12 protein-coding genes and 1 riboswitch are annotated in these 14959 nt (G+C 35.6%); of the genes, 2 read left to right on the forward strand and 10 right to left on the reverse strand.

All coding sequences use genetic code 11. From position 1 onward, the window contains the following. Positions 1-102: 102 nt before the first annotated feature. Together ATE47_RS14690 and ATE47_RS14695 are read right to left on the reverse strand one after the other, a co-directional pair. A complete protein-coding gene (locus tag ATE47_RS14690) occupies positions 103-1641 on the reverse strand; it encodes an ACT domain-containing protein (RefSeq protein ID WP_062162662.1) in 1539 nt (512 codons plus the stop codon). Between the two features lies 1 nt (position 1642). Beyond that, on the reverse strand, positions 1643-2581 hold the full coding sequence (locus ATE47_RS14695) for an alpha/beta fold hydrolase (protein WP_062162663.1): 939 nt from the start codon (positions 2579-2581) through the stop codon (positions 1643-1645). Between the two features lie 65 nt (positions 2582-2646). Beyond that, positions 2647-2753, reverse strand: a riboswitch (SAM riboswitch). A 189-nt stretch (positions 2754-2942) separates the two neighbouring features. On the opposite strand from ATE47_RS14695, the gene ATE47_RS14700 reads away from it, so the two are divergent. Together ATE47_RS14700 and ATE47_RS14705 are read left to right on the forward strand one after the other, a co-directional pair. Next, positions 2943-5558 (forward strand): MGH1-like glycoside hydrolase domain-containing protein, encoded by a 2616-nt coding sequence (locus ATE47_RS14700; RefSeq protein WP_062162664.1) that lies wholly within the window; start codon positions 2943-2945, stop codon positions 5556-5558. A 224-nt stretch (positions 5559-5782) separates the two neighbouring features. Next, on the forward strand, positions 5783-7465 hold the full coding sequence (locus ATE47_RS14705; RefSeq protein ID WP_062162665.1) for a T9SS type A sorting domain-containing protein: 1683 nt from the start codon (positions 5783-5785) through the stop codon (positions 7463-7465). Between the two features lie 71 nt (positions 7466-7536). On the opposite strand, the gene ATE47_RS14710 is transcribed toward ATE47_RS14705, so the two are convergent. From ATE47_RS14710 to ATE47_RS14745, 8 genes are all read right to left on the reverse strand, one after another. Further along, positions 7537-7962: an OsmC family protein gene (locus ATE47_RS14710; RefSeq protein ID WP_062162666.1), complete on the reverse strand. Its 426-nt coding sequence runs from the start codon at positions 7960-7962 to the stop codon at positions 7537-7539. A 23-nt stretch (positions 7963-7985) separates the two neighbouring features. Then, on the reverse strand, positions 7986-9308 hold the full coding sequence (locus ATE47_RS14715; RefSeq protein ID WP_062162667.1) for a DUF58 domain-containing protein: 1323 nt from the start codon (positions 9306-9308) through the stop codon (positions 7986-7988). Between the two features lie 26 nt (positions 9309-9334). Next, positions 9335-9826 (reverse strand): hypothetical protein, encoded by a 492-nt coding sequence (locus tag ATE47_RS14720; RefSeq protein ID WP_062162668.1) that lies wholly within the window; start codon positions 9824-9826, stop codon positions 9335-9337. A gap of 162 nt (positions 9827-9988) precedes the next feature. Next, positions 9989-11020 carry an AAA family ATPase gene (locus ATE47_RS14725; RefSeq protein ID WP_062162669.1) on the reverse strand — a complete coding sequence of 344 codons (1032 nt, stop codon included), beginning with the start codon at positions 11018-11020 and terminating at the stop codon, positions 9989-9991. Positions 11021-11070: 50 nt separating this feature from the next. Further along, positions 11071-12228, reverse strand: coding sequence for a hypothetical protein (locus ATE47_RS14730; RefSeq protein ID WP_062162670.1), 1158 nt, complete (start codon positions 12226-12228; stop codon positions 11071-11073). A gap of 8 nt (positions 12229-12236) precedes the next feature. Continuing rightward, positions 12237-13037, reverse strand: coding sequence for a hypothetical protein (locus ATE47_RS14735; RefSeq protein WP_062162671.1), 801 nt, complete (start codon positions 13035-13037; stop codon positions 12237-12239). Continuing rightward, on the reverse strand, positions 13030-13992 hold the full coding sequence (locus tag ATE47_RS14740) for a DUF4013 domain-containing protein (protein WP_062162672.1): 963 nt from the start codon (positions 13990-13992) through the stop codon (positions 13030-13032). Before ATE47_RS14740 ends, ATE47_RS14735 begins: the two co-directional genes overlap by 8 nt. Further along, entirely contained in the window at positions 13976-14959 is a 984-nt protein-coding gene (locus ATE47_RS14745) for a stage II sporulation protein M (RefSeq protein ID WP_062162673.1), read from the reverse strand. Before ATE47_RS14745 ends, ATE47_RS14740 begins: the two co-directional genes overlap by 17 nt.

Consider the following 14959-nt stretch of genomic DNA (forward strand, 5'->3'; position numbering starts at 1 on the left):
GAAAATTATCGCTCATAAACTTATTTATCTTTATAAAGTATCAATTTAAAAACCTTTTTTACAAATTGTTACATTGATACATTACTATATTGTTACATTAATTTATTTTGTTTCACTTACTCTTAAAATATCTCCGAAAACACCTCTTGCCGTAACCTGAGCTCCGGCTCCGGCTCCCATTATGACAATCGGATGTTCGCCGTAACTTTCGGTATATATTTCAAAAATTGAATCTGAACCTTTTAACTGCCCCAAAGCGGAAGTTGCGGGAACCGAAATCAGTTTTACATCAAGTTCGCCTTTGTCTTTCTGCAAATCGCCGTGTAAATCTCCAACATATCTCAACACATGATCCGGCTCCTGATTTTCTTTAATTTTTTGATATTCTTCATCCAATTCTTCCAGTCTGAAAAGGAATTCCGGTTTAGAAATTGAACTTAAACTTCCAGGAACAAGATTTTGAATATTGATATCATCAAATTCATTGATTAGATCTAATTCTCTAGCTAAAATCAACAGCTTTCTGGCAACGTCATTTCCTGACAAATCCTCTCTCGGGTCCGGTTCCGTATATCCTTTTTCCAAGGCTTCATTGATGATTGTGGAAAATTTATCGTTTCTCAAAGAAAAATTATTGAAAACATAGCTCAATGTTCCTGAGAAAACGCCTTTGATTCTTGTGATGTTTTCTCCTGAAAGGTGTAATAATTTTATCGTGTCAATTAATGGTAAGCCTGCACCAACATTCGTTTCGTACAGATAACGTCTGTTATTTTTGTTCAACGTATATCTTAGTTTACGGTATTCTTCGATTGGAAGCGTATTGAAAATCTTGTTGGAAGACACCAGATCGAAACCATTTTCTGCCAACGTATGATAATTATGAACAAAATCCTTGCTTGCCGTATTATCAACAACAATCAGGTTTTCCAGTTGGTTTTCTTTTGAAAAATTGATTAATTCCTGAACATCTGATGGACTTTCCGCTGTCAAAACCTCATCATTCCAATTGTTATCAAAACCTTTTTTATTAAAAGCTATTTTTCTTGAATTCGCAACGGCCACAACTTTCAAATCAATTTTTTTACGTCTTCTGATTTCTTCCGATGACTGTAAAACCTGATTGATCAAAGTTTTACCAACATTTCCGTGTCCGATAATTGCTAGATGAACCGTTTTTGGTTTTTTAGAAATCTCGGATTCGATGATATTTTTTGCTTTTTCGTCTTGTGAAGAAGTTACGACAATATTTACCCGTTTTTCGCTTGCAATTTGGTTTAAAAGCAATGGGAAAACATTGTTTCGGGCCAGTTCTGCCAATACTTTATTGAAATCTTCTGCTACAAAACCAATGACAGAGACATTATTTATACTGTAAATCTGGGAAACTTTCCCTGATTTTCTTTCTGCTTCAAATTCGTCAATCAGACAATTAACTGCTTTTTCGGAATCAGCTTCCTGAACCAAAATTGATAATCCGTTTTCGATGGCCTGTTGAGAAATTACCCCAACACTGATTCGCGCCAGTGTAAGCGCTTTAAAAATTCGTCCGTCAATCCCGATTTCACCCAAGAAATCTTCTCCTTCAAATTTGATGATTGATCTGTTTTTTAAAAATTTTATTTCGTTAGCATTTTCCATTCTACAAAATATTTTTAATGATGTTATTTAATTGTTCGTATTCCATTAAGAAGGCATCGTGCCCATGAATTGATTTGATCTCGTGATAGAAAAGATTTTCCTTTTTTTCTTTAAGCTTTTCAAAACACATTCGGATTTCGGAAGCGGGAAAGAATAAGTCTGTATCAACGGAGATCATGTGCATTCGTGCCTGTATCTTTACCAGTTGATTCTCTTCTGCATTAATATTCATTAATAAATGATTCATCAGCTTATAAGATTTTAAACTAAACCTTTCGTTTAAAGCATTTCCGTGATAAATAAGCCAGTCTTCCGATTCCAGGTTCTGTTTTTCCTGATTGTATTTGTTTTGAAATCTATCGTTTAAAGATTGAGGTGTTCTGTAGCACAACATCGCATGAATTCTGGCTTTTTGTAATGGTTCGCCACTTTGATTTAACAAAAATTTCTGAACCAGGCATTGCGCATGAAGCCAGTCATGGGTTTTAAAATCGCAGGCAATGGGAATAAAGATTTCGGCAAGATTTGGATTTTTTGCCAGCATTTCCCAGCCGATTCCGCCTCCAAGAGAGCCTCCGATAATGACATGTAAACTTTTAATTTTTAAAATTTCAAGTCCTTTTAAAAAGATATTAGCAATATCCGAAGGAGTGAAATCTTCATAGTCATCAATTAAAAAATCATCGTAACCGTTTCCGGGAATATTGAAACACAGAACAGTATATTTGTTCGTATCGATCACCTGGTTTTCTCCAATCAGTTGTTTCCACCACCCTTTTTCCCCTGAAACATTGGAGTTTCCGGTTAAAGCATGATTAACTAAAACTATCGGTGAAGAAAACAGCTCTTTCCCGAAAAGCTGATAGCTCAACGGGATATGGTATTCCTTTTGGGAATTGGTTTGATACGAAATATTAATATGTTTAAGTTCTGTTTTCAATTCTATTATACTTTTTGATAATACAATTTGAAAATGCCACGAGAAATGGCTGAAAGAACTTCAGTAAGTTATCTGTCCAAAATAAATTGGTAGAACGTAGCACCTTCTTTACTTCCGCAAAGGGTTGCTAAGGTTTCACAGGGTCTAATCCCTCAACCTTTCTTGATAACATTTTCAATATGTGAATGATCGAATGGTGCAAAGATAAAAATTTAATTTTAAATATTTAAAAAAAATTTAATTTTAATATGGAAGCATTGATGGATAGGACATTTTGGATAAAATATTAAAAATTATTCAGAATTAGAAAGTTGGAATTATTTTTCAAAAAAACTAACTTCGTAATTGAAAATGCTGAGATATGATTGCTGAAAAACAAAGATTACAAGATACTGACTGGAAAAACTGGGGGCCTTACGTAAGTAACCGCCAATGGGGAAATGTACGTGAAGATTACAGCTCAAACGGTGATGCCTGGAATTTCGCTAATCATAGTACTGCAGAAAGCTACGCCTACCGCTGGGGCGAAGAAGGAATTGCGGGAATCTCCGATGCAAAGCAGCTCTTCTGTTTTGCACTTTCGTTCTGGAATAAGAAAGATAAGATGATAAAAGAGCGCTTTTTCGGGCTGAGCAATCCTCAGGGAAATCACGGGGAAGACATCAAAGAAATCTTTTATTACCTGGATAATACACCTACTCACAGCTATATGAAAATGGTGTACAAATATCCTATCAATGCCTTTCCATATGAAGATATCCGTGCCGAAAATGCCAGACGCAGCAAAAAAGAACCGGAATACGAAATTTTCGATACCGGAATTTTTGATAATGATGAATATTTTGATATTTTTATTGAATATGCAAAGGCCAACCAAGATGATATCTTAGTGAGAGTCACGGTTTGTAACAGAAGCCAGAATGACGCTCCTATTGTGGTAGCACCCACCGTTTGGTTCAGGAATAACTGGAAATGGGGCTACAACACTTACAAAGGTGGGACAAATGCTTCACAGGAAGGCTGTATTGATATTATACACGACAGTATTTCCATTAAAAAGTTTTATTCGAAGAACATCAATGTGGAAAGTGTTTTCTGCGATAATGAAACCAACAATCCAAAGTTGCACGGCGCTCCATATCCGGGAAATACTTATTTTAAAGATGGAATTAATGATTATATAATTTACGGAAGCAACACCATAAATCCTGAAAAAAGAGGAACGAAGGCTGCATTTTTAATTGATGAAATAATTGAGGCAAGACAATCTAAAACGTTTGATTTCAGACTATCACCTAACGATCTTGATGAGCCTTTTTATCAATTTGATGAGATTTTCGAAGTTAGAATTGACGAAGCCAATGAATTTTATAATGAAATTCAACAGGATATCAATGATGATGACGAAAAAAACGTTCAGAGACAAGCTTTTGCTGGACTTCTTTGGAATAAGCAATTCTATCATTACAATGTCGGAAAATGGCTGAAAGGAGACCCGAATTATGAAGCTCCGAGAGATTTTAATAATTATGTAAGAAATACAGAGTGGAACCATCTCCATAATAAAGACATTATCTCAATGCCTGATAAATGGGAATATCCCTGGTATGCAACCTGGGACTTGGCCTTCCATTGTGTGCCGTTTGCGATTATTGATGCGGAATTTGCGAAAGGACAGCTTCTTTTATTAACCAAAGAATGGTACATGCATCCAAACGGACAGCTCCCTGCCTACGAATGGAACCTGAGTGATGTAAATCCGCCTGTCCATGCCTGGTCTTGCTTCAGGGTCTTTAAAATTGATGAAAAACATAATGGAAAACCGGATCTTTTATTTTTAGAAAAAGTTTTCCAGAAATTACTTTTAAATTTCACCTGGTGGGTTAACAGAAAAGATAAAAACGGTAAAAATATCTTCGGAGGAGGCTTTCTGGGACTCGATAACATCGGTGCTTTTGACCGAAATATGATTTTGAAGGACGGACAGCACCTTGAGCAGGCCGACGGAACAAGCTGGATGGCGATGTATGCTTTGAATATGATGCGAATTGCTATGGAACTGGCTCAGTATTATCAAGTTTATGAGGATATGGCGATCAAGTTTTTTGAACATTACCTTTATATCGCCGAAGCGATGGAAAATCTTGGTGAAGGTACAAAAGGACTTTGGAACGAGGAAGACGGATTTTTCTATGATGTATTACAGCTTGGAAATGGTGACAGTGTTTCATTGAAATTAAGAAGTATTGTTGGTTTAATTCCTATGTTTGCGGTGGAGATTGTCGATCATAAACTATTAGAAAAAATGCCTAATTTCCGTGAGAGGATGGATTGGGTTTTGAAGAATAAACCTGAACTGACAAAGCTTGTTTCACATTGGGATGAGGAGGGCCACGGAAGAAAACATCTGATGAGCATTCTCCGTAAAACCCGATTAACAAAAGTTCTTTCAAGAATGCTGGATGAAAATGAGTTTTTAAGCTCGTACGGAATTCGCGCCATGTCGAAAGTGTATGAAGAAAACCCGTTTGTTTTTTCTGTTCATGGGAATGAAAATATGGTGTATTATACTCCTGCAGAGAGTGACAGCCGGATGTTTGGCGGAAACAGCAACTGGAGAGGCCCGATTTGGTTCCCTATCAATTTTTTGATTGTTGAGAGCTTACAGAGATTTCATTTTTATTATGGAAACAGCATGAAAGTGGAGCTTCCGACGGGAAGTGGCGAGAAGAAAAACCTGGATGAAGTCGCACAAAACATCGGAAAAAGGCTGTGCTCTATTTTCTTAAAGGATGAATACGGGCAAAGACCATTCAACGGTGGAAATGCGAAGTTTAATTATGATGAAAATTTTAAGGATTACATTACTTTCTTTGAATATTTCCATGGAGATAACGGCCGAGGAGTTGGTGCCTCCCATCAGACAGGATGGACGGCGACGGTCGCGAAATTATTAAAACCTAGAATGACTATATAATTTAATCCCCCTTTCAAACGAAGGGGATTTTTTTTACTATGTACCACATTATATTTATGACCTCAATCACAAATTAACAAATTATAGCTAAAATCTATTTAAACTGAAAAATAATACATTTATTTCTTAAAAACAGTAAAAAATCAACATTAAGTTTTAATATGCTTTAAATTTTTAACAACAAAATAATTATCTTAGCACCTGAAAAGCCAAAATTTTTTTTTATGAAAGAAAAACTACTACCTCTTGCAGGCTTATTTTTAGCCAGCATGTTTACTACTCAGATGAGCGCCCAGCAATATCAGCCGATACCCGTACAAAGCGGCTTCAACGCTGATGTGATCGCAAATGGAGTAGGATCTTCCGCTACCTCAACCAATGATGATGTGGATGGTGTTAACTTTGCATTTGTTTCGAAAGATTTTCAATTATCTGCAACAGATGCACCACTTACTTACGGACTTCCCATCAACGGAATTATCAACACCGCCGTAGCTTCTACTCCGGGATTGTCTTACCAGATGGCATCTTACAGCGCCAACAATTCATTGAGACTGGAAAACACCAATAACAACGGGACTTTGATGTTTACAACACCTCTTCCTGCCATAAGCTTATACATGCTGGCAACAGGAGGAAGTGGAGATTGCACTGTAGATGTGGATGTGAATTTTACAGACAATACTTCACAAACCTTTACGGGAATCAGTATTACAGACTGGTATTACGGAAGCAATTATGCCATCCAGGGAATCGGGAGGATTAATATTGCTAATGACAATTTAGAGTCTGGATATGGGACAGATCCGAGATTATACCAGATTCCTTTAGCAATCGACGCTGCCAACCAAGCAAAAAGTGTAAAAAGCGTTACGATCACTAAGACCGGAACAGGAGGGATTCCGAATATATTCGCAATTTCTGCGGACGCCTTCAATCCGTGTCCTACCCCTACAGATATTACGGCTACAACCACAACAGATAGCGGAACTTTAAGCTGGTCAGCTCCTGCAACAGGTGCGCCTTCTTCAGGATATCAGTATTATTACAGCACTTCTCCTACGGCACCTACAGCTACAACAACGCCTACAGGATCAGTAACATCGGGAACTTCTGTAACATTAAATAACTTAACAATAGGACAAACCTATTATTTCTGGGTAAGATCCAATTGTGGAGGCTCTTCACAAAGCTTCTGGAAAATGAAAGAATTTACTCCGGGGCAGATCAGTACGGTTTATACATTGGGTGATATCAACACACAATTTGATGACACAGGAGTTACAACAACTTCCACTACAAACTGTGCAGGAGGATTAACGGTAAATGTACCGGCAGGATATAAAATCAAATCCACTGCCGTTTCCTACACAATGACCACAGCAAGCAACGGATGGATGTCTGAACAGAGAAGCTTACTGGTTTGTACTTCAAACGGAAATACTGAAGCTTCTATAGCAGAAGGTGCGGGATCTACCGGCGGAACATATTCTTACAACAGAACCGGCCTTACGCTAGCCAATGATCTTACCGGAGCTGTAAACTTCGAACTTAGGGCATGGAGAGTTTACGGAGGATCAGATTGCAGCGCAGACTACAATAAGGTTGATAATAATACCTTAACGGTAACCATTACTCTTCAGCCGCTGGCTTTAGCAACAAACGAAATCAACGCAAAAGAAAAAGAAAGAATTGCTTACCCAAATCCATTTGTCAATACTTTATCTATCGAAAAAGCAGAAAATGTGAAAAAAGCAGTGGTAACAGACCTTTCAGGAATTACTGTAAAAACTGTTGAAAATCCATCTTCTACATTATTCCTGGGAGAACTGAAATCAGGAATGTATATTTTGACATTAACAATGAAAGATGGCTCTGTAAAAAGCATGAAAACAATCAAGAGATAATAATTTACACATTCATACTAAAAACCCGGATAAATAATTTTATCCGGGTTTTATTTTTATTTAAAATTGATTTAAGCCTGAACGATCTCTCCGTTTACGTAGACTTCATATCCAATCTCAACCGTCGGCTCCAAAGTTTTGGAAACAGAGCAATATTTTTCAAAAGATAATTGTGCTGCTTTCTGAGCTTTTTTAGGATCGATATTCCCTTCAAGAAGGAATTTAACTTTAATTGATTTAAAAGGTTTTGCATCATCCACAGGAATCCTCTCTCCTTCTACTTCCGCCTTGAAATCTGTAATTTCCTGTCTTTGTTTTTTTAAAATAGAAACCACATCGATTCCGCTGCATCCGGCAACCGCCATTAGAACGCTTTCCATTGGTGAAACGCCTTTCGCACCGGGCTGGGTTGTATTATCCAAAAGAATTGAATTTCCTTGAGAATTGGTACATTCAAATAAATAATCGTCGTTGATTCTATTAAGTGTTATTTTCATTTTGCTTATTGCTTATTGCTAAATTATAAAATTCCCCTCGCTTTTATCTCAAGATATTTATTGATAACATCGATATTTAAATTCTCAGGCAAGGTATAGACCGTATAAATTCCGTATTTTCTGAGTTCCTGGATAATTAATTTTTTTTCAAACTCAAATTTCTCAGCAATGATCTCGTCATAAATTTCCTGCATGCTTTCCGGATTTTTATGAATTAAAGTCTGAAGCTCTGCATTTTTAAAGAAAACCACGACCAATAAATGATTCTTAGCAATTCCCCGAAGGTATTTCAACTGTCGGTTTAACCCGTCCAATGTTTCAAAATTAGTGAATAATAATATTAAGCTTCTCTGATTTAATGAATATTTTACATCCTGATACAACCGGTTAAAATCACTTTCAAAGAAATCAGTTTTAATATTATAAAGCGCTTCAGAAATCTTTCTCAGCTGTCCGGATTTATTTTCGGCTGCGATTTTATTTTCGGTTTTCTTTGAGAATGTCATCATTCCTGCGCGGTCCCCTTTTTTAAGGATAATGTGAGATAAAGCCATCGTTGCATTAATCGAATAATCCAGTAAACTCAATCCTTTGAAAGGCATTTTCATTGTTCGTCCGGTATCTATCAGCATAAAAATCCGTTGAGATTTTTCGTCCTGAAACTGATTGACCATTAAACGGTTGGTCTTGGATGTTGCTTTCCAGTTGATTGTTCTGATATCATCACCGGGAACATAGTCTTTGATTTGCTCGAATTCCATGGTGTGTCCCAGTTTTCGGATTTTTTTTATTCCGCCTAATAAAAATTCGCTTTGCAACGCCATCAATTCATATTTTCGAAGATGAATAAATGATGGATAGGCTGGCAAATTGGCATCTTTCTGAAAATTAAACCTCTTTGAAACAAAACCCAACGGGGATGAAACATAGATATTTAAACTCCCAAAGTTATACTCTCCCCTTTCTTTCGGCTCTAAAATATATTGGAAAAAGTTGTTCCTTCCCGGTTCAATCTGCTTTTCAATCAAAAAATCTCTCTTCTGAAACTGAAACGGAATTTCATCAATAACTCTAACATTAATTTTAAAACCATAATTATTTTTAATATCAACTTTCACGGGATTTTCATCGCCATTCGACAATTTCTCCGGTAAAATTCTTTGCGCTGAAATCCCGTCCTTTTGATTAAATACAAAAAGATAATCCACCATCGCTGCTAGGAAACACAACAGTAGAGCAATATGTGCAGCCCACATCAAAAACGGAAAGAAAAATGCAAAAACATACAGAATCCCCACTCCAATGAGTGCGAAAAAAAAGCGTGTATTGATGTATAAGTTTTTCATTTTTCCGGGTTGCAGGCTTTTAAGATTTATGCCTGCTTTTTTTCATTTAAAAGTATATTTGATGCAATCTTTGCTTCATCAGTTAAATGCTCATTTTCTAAATTATATTCTAGCTCTTCAATGGATAAATTTTGAAATTTTTCTTTGAAATAAATTATCTTTTTATTTCTTTCCTCTTTTCGATCATGATTGGTTGTTCCTGAAAAATTGTCTTTTAATTCATTATATCTTTTATATAAAACCAAAGCAAACAAAATTGTGATTGGAAGATTTAATTTAATAAAGTTTATTCTTATAAATGTAAAAAGCTGAATAAAATTTAAAGATCCTAAAAAGAGCAACACTAATAAAATAATCAAACTATAATCTTTGAATTTTATGTATAATACTGATGATAAAAATAACCCTATAACCCCGCAAAGAAACAGAGGATTAAAATCCTGGTTTATATTTACTGATGCAATGACACTAATCCAAAGTAAAATCATTACAATAATTTCTATTTTTATACTCTTCATTTCCTACATTAGCTGTTTGATAGTTATTTATAGCTTTAAAAAATTAAAAGCATTTATCTTCAATTGATTTCTGCCAAACTAAAAGCTCTTTAAAATTAGCCATAACTCCAAATCTTACAACTCGAATTGTTAAACTATAACCTAAAACCTTATATCTGCCACCTATCTTGGGATTTCTATTCCTTCTAAAATCTGTCTGATAATTTCATCTGCGGTTAAGCCCTCCATTTCTCTTTCCGGCGATACAATTACCCGGTGTCTCAATACGGCATAACTTGCTTCTTTGATGTCTTCCGGGGTTACAAAATCTCTTCCTCTTAATGCTGCAAATGACTTTGAAGCCGTTAACAAAGCCAAACTGGCTCTCGGAGAAGCTCCCAAATACAAGAATTGGTTTTCTCTTGTGTTGACGATGATTTTCGCGATGTATTCCATTAGCTGTGTCTCAACTATGATTTCTTTTACCAAATGTTGATAATTTTTCAATTGTTGGGCCGTGATTACTTTGTTGACGACGTCAGTTTTATCCTCTCTTTTGCTTTCGTGCTGGTTTTTGATGATCGATATTTCCTGTTCAAGGTTCGGATATCCAACATTTATTTTAAAAAGAAAGCGGTCTAGCTGAGCTTCCGGAAGTCGGTACGTTCCTTCATGCTCGATCGGGTTTTGAGTGGCTACCACCAAAAACGGCTCTTCCATCGTATAACGGGTCCCATCCATTGTGATTTGCCTTTCTTCCATTACTTCAAACAAAGCAGCCTGGGTTTTCGCCGGCGATCTGTTGATTTCATCTATTAAAATGAAATTAGAGAAAATTGGACCTTGTTTAAATTCAAATTCAGAATTTTTTACATTAAAAATTGATGTTCCTAAAATATCGGAAGGCATCAGATCCGGAGTGAACTGGATTCTGCTGAAGCCCACATCAATGGTTTTTGCCAGTAATTTTGCCGTGATGGTTTTTGCCACTCCCGGAACGCCTTCGATCAAAACGTGACCGTTTGATAAAAGCGCAGCCAAAAGATGCTCAACCATATTTTCCTGGCCTACAATTACTTTTGCAATCTCGGATTTTACTTTCTCCAGGCTTGCTCTAAGCTCAATCATGTCAATTCTCGACTGGAACTGATCTTCTTTTTTATCAATATTTATAGAACTTTGATTTTCTACATTTTGGTTTTCAAGGTTTTCCATAAATTTTTATCTTTTTAATTTTGATGTTTCCATCAATTTTATGTTTTAATTTATTTTAAAATTTCGTCCAGCAATTTATTCATTCTTCCCAGATCTTCTTTCATGACACTCGCATAAGGATCCTGCGCTTTTTTGATAAAACCGACAGCTTCATTGATCATTTCCATTGGTTTTCCGGTTTTCAGTTGAAGTTTTTTTGCAAATTCTTCGTCTAAATTTTGGGTATCAATTAAAAGGTCCATTCTTACTTTATTTAAAAAATACTGGGCTTTTTTTGCCATCATATCGTGGAAGTCTCCCTCCTGCAAATATAAATTCCCGATGCTTTTCACAAAATCAACGGAAGTATTTTTTAACGGTTCAATTACCGGAACAATACGCTGTTTTCTTTTTGCATTAAAGAAAATAAATAAAACCAGACCTCCCAACAACACCCACCATGCATATTTCAGGGCAGGATTTGAAAGGATAAATCTCAGGAAAAACTGCGATGTTTTGGAATTACTTTCCACAAACCACAGTGTTTCCTTATCCTCAAGATACGAAAAAACATCCTGTGTATATTTTACATTTCCTGACTTTAATAAATAATAATTTGTAATGAAAAGCGGCTCACAATGAACATAAATATTTCCTTTTCCAAACTTTATCTTAATAAAATTCGCCTGGTCGGTATTATTTTTTTCTACGGTTTTTCCTAATACTTCAACATTGGGTTTAATGAACGTAAAGCCCCTTCCGGACGGGAATTTGTCAAGCTTAATAAAGTCGTTCTGATATTTTGTATCTGTTAATTTCAACACATTTTCGTCTTCAAAAGAAATCTTTGAGTCGTAATATCCTATACTATCGGAAATATCCCTTGGAATTTCGCTTACGATAAGCATAGCATCCGAACCGGTGGAAACTGCATTTAAGATTTTATTCCACGACTGCCTATCGATTTCACTTTCAATAATTAAAATATTGTGCGATTCTTTTTTGTTCTGATTGTAGTAATCATAAGGTGTCTGATCTATTTTTTTAACCTTATTTTTAAAAAGATTTTTTATTTCATGATCAAAAACAAATAACCCGAAAGGCGATTTCTGATTGAGATCAAAATTTTTTCGCCAGTCTGTGCTTTCCGTTTTATTTACTTCAAACAACGCAATAATAATCATCACAACGATGAAAATCACAGCATATATTTTGAAAGTTTTGTTCATGATAAATTTTACGGTTTAAAGGATTGATACTGATTCTTAAATTTCAGGTAGTTTTCTTCATCAATAGCGAATTCACCATACCAGACATAATCGAAGATATAAGAAAGGTTGTAGAACTCATCCTTCAAATGTGGAGCTTTTAGTTCTGAAACATAATCTTTATTTGTTTTTTCCGGATTCCAGACAATTAGTTTTTTATCACTTAACTTTTTTAGAGTAAATAAAAACTGGTAACGAACGGCAGACCTGAAATCACCTGATTTTTCAAATTTCAAAATACTTTCCGGAAAATTGATCTCATGAATATCTTCGTGCAATTCTTCATCTTTGATGTCAACTTTCCTGTTTTTCTTTCCAAACAAGAAATTTCCGTTTTTCCCCAGCAAAAATTTAATAATAAAATACAACAGGAACCCGACAAGAACAATAGCAAAAAAACGAAGCAGAACCCCTGCAAAATTCCCTGATTTTGTAAAAATGGTCTCTCCGAAAATGCTCTGTAAAATCCTCTCAATTTTTTGCATCAGCTTTTCAAAAAAAGACATTCTTGGTTTTACGGTGGTGTAATCGAAGTCTTTTCCTTTATATCTTGAGGGAATATTTTCCTTGAATTTCTTAGGATAAACAGTGTTTTCCGTAACGGGACTTTTCGCTAAAATAGAATCTGCACGGTACATATTTTTGTAGTGTCCCGTATCCAGAGAATCTACATACACTTCCTCGATCGGCGGTGGCGGATCGTCTTCTGTCTGAGCGTAGGCAAATTCAACAGAGAAAAAAATCAGTAAAAAAAGAAGAATTTTATTCATTAATACCAATGGTTTCTATTTCTTCCAATTCTACTTTCTGGTGGAGATCCGTCCGGCTGTCATAATACATCAACCCGGAATTGACATACATTACGTTCATCAAAAAAGACGAAACCAATGTAGAAACCCCATAAAGAAAAAATATAAGCATTCCGAAGCTGCCTCCGAGCGGATTTTTTTCAAATTCGGCGTTGGATGTCGTTGTAGTAAGGGTTACAAAATACAAAATCATCGGAATTGATGAAAAGATCGCGGTGATAATATAAAAAAGGATGCCCATGATAAGAGTTGATCCCCAATATTTCCAGTAAGGAGAGCCTTCTCTTCCGTTTGTATAGGAAAATTGTGACCGCACTGCATAGCTTAGGCTTTCAAAAAAGCCTCTTTCTGAATTAAAATAATCATAGCAAAGAAAAAGGATGATGTTGAACAAAGTAGGCCCTACAAACAGCATCAAAACAATCCCGATAAAAATAATAATCAGAAAATATGAAAATCCAAAAAGGATTGTTGCAGCGGGCATTACAAGGAAAGTCAGCCCCAAGTAGGTAAGAAAAACTTTTTTTCCGTTTGCTTTAAAATCGCTTAAAAGATCATCCGTTTTTATATCCTTATGTCCTTCTGCGACTCTTTTCATATAGAAAACCGGGAAAAGGAAATTAATGGTCATTAAAGCTGTTGAAATAATGAACAATAAAACACCCAACAGAATAAACAGCCCTAAGTTATCGGTAAGCATCTGCTCAAAATAGTAGCTTTGCCCGCCAATATTCGAGCCTAACAATACTCCGAAAAACTCTCTGAATCCTAAGATTATTAAAACAACCATTAAGATTAGCAATAATCCGTTCAGGAGAATAAAATTCTTGAAGTAATTTTTTCCGTGTAACTTAAAAAAAGCGAAACTATCACTTATAAAAGTTCCAAAATCTCTCTTTTTATAAAACTGCATCATTGATTTGGTTATTAATTTTTTTGTTTACAATAGAAGGATACACAAAATAATAAAATCCGATGACAGCCAAACATCCAAAAATGATTATTAAATTTAAAAATAAAGGCATTTTCAGAGCATGTCGTGTCACATATCCTTCAATAATTCCTGCACAGATCGTGAATGGAACCGTGCTCAAAAATATTTTAAATGAATCTCTAAATCCGTTTTTAAAAGAATTAAATCTTGAAAAAGTTCTTGGAAATAAAATAGATGCCCCCAAAATCAATCCACACATTGCCTCAATGACCATGGCAAAAATTTCAAAAACACCATGAAGCCAAATTCCTCTCGCACTGTCTTTTAAAGCTCCATAATCATAAAAGAAATACTGGAAAGACCCCAACATGACACTATTGGAAAGCAGTGCCCACAAAGTCCCGACACCGCCGGTAATTCCGTAGATATAAAGCTTGGCCCCCACGCCAATGTTATTAAAAATAATCCCGATTGTGCTTCCCCAAGTAGAGCCGCTTTGATATATTCCGACAGCATTTCCGTCCTTAATATTCTCAATGGTCTGATTGACATAATCTTCACCTAAAATAACATTGGCAAAATCTTTATCATAAATTGCTGAAAGCACCCCGATCAAGGTAAACAAGGCAAAAAACAAAAAAGCATATCCCAAATATCTCCTGTACTGATAAACCAACAAAGGAACTTCTGTTTTGAAGAAATACAAAAACCGGTTTTCTTCAACCCTTTTTGTTTTATAAATTTTCTGAAAGATCTGAGAAGACAGGTGATTCAGGTAAACTGTTGTATTGCTTTTGGGATAGTAGGTCTGGGCAAAGGAAAGATCATTAACGAGATTAATGTACAACGAAGACAGGTCATCAGGATTTTTTTTAATTTTCCCTTGAATAACCTGTTCGATTCCCAACCATTTTTCTTTATTTTGTTTAATGAAATAAACCTCTCTCAT

The organism is Chryseobacterium sp. IHB B 17019, assembly GCF_001456155.1.
Lineage (GTDB): Bacteria > Bacteroidota > Bacteroidia > Flavobacteriales > Weeksellaceae > Chryseobacterium.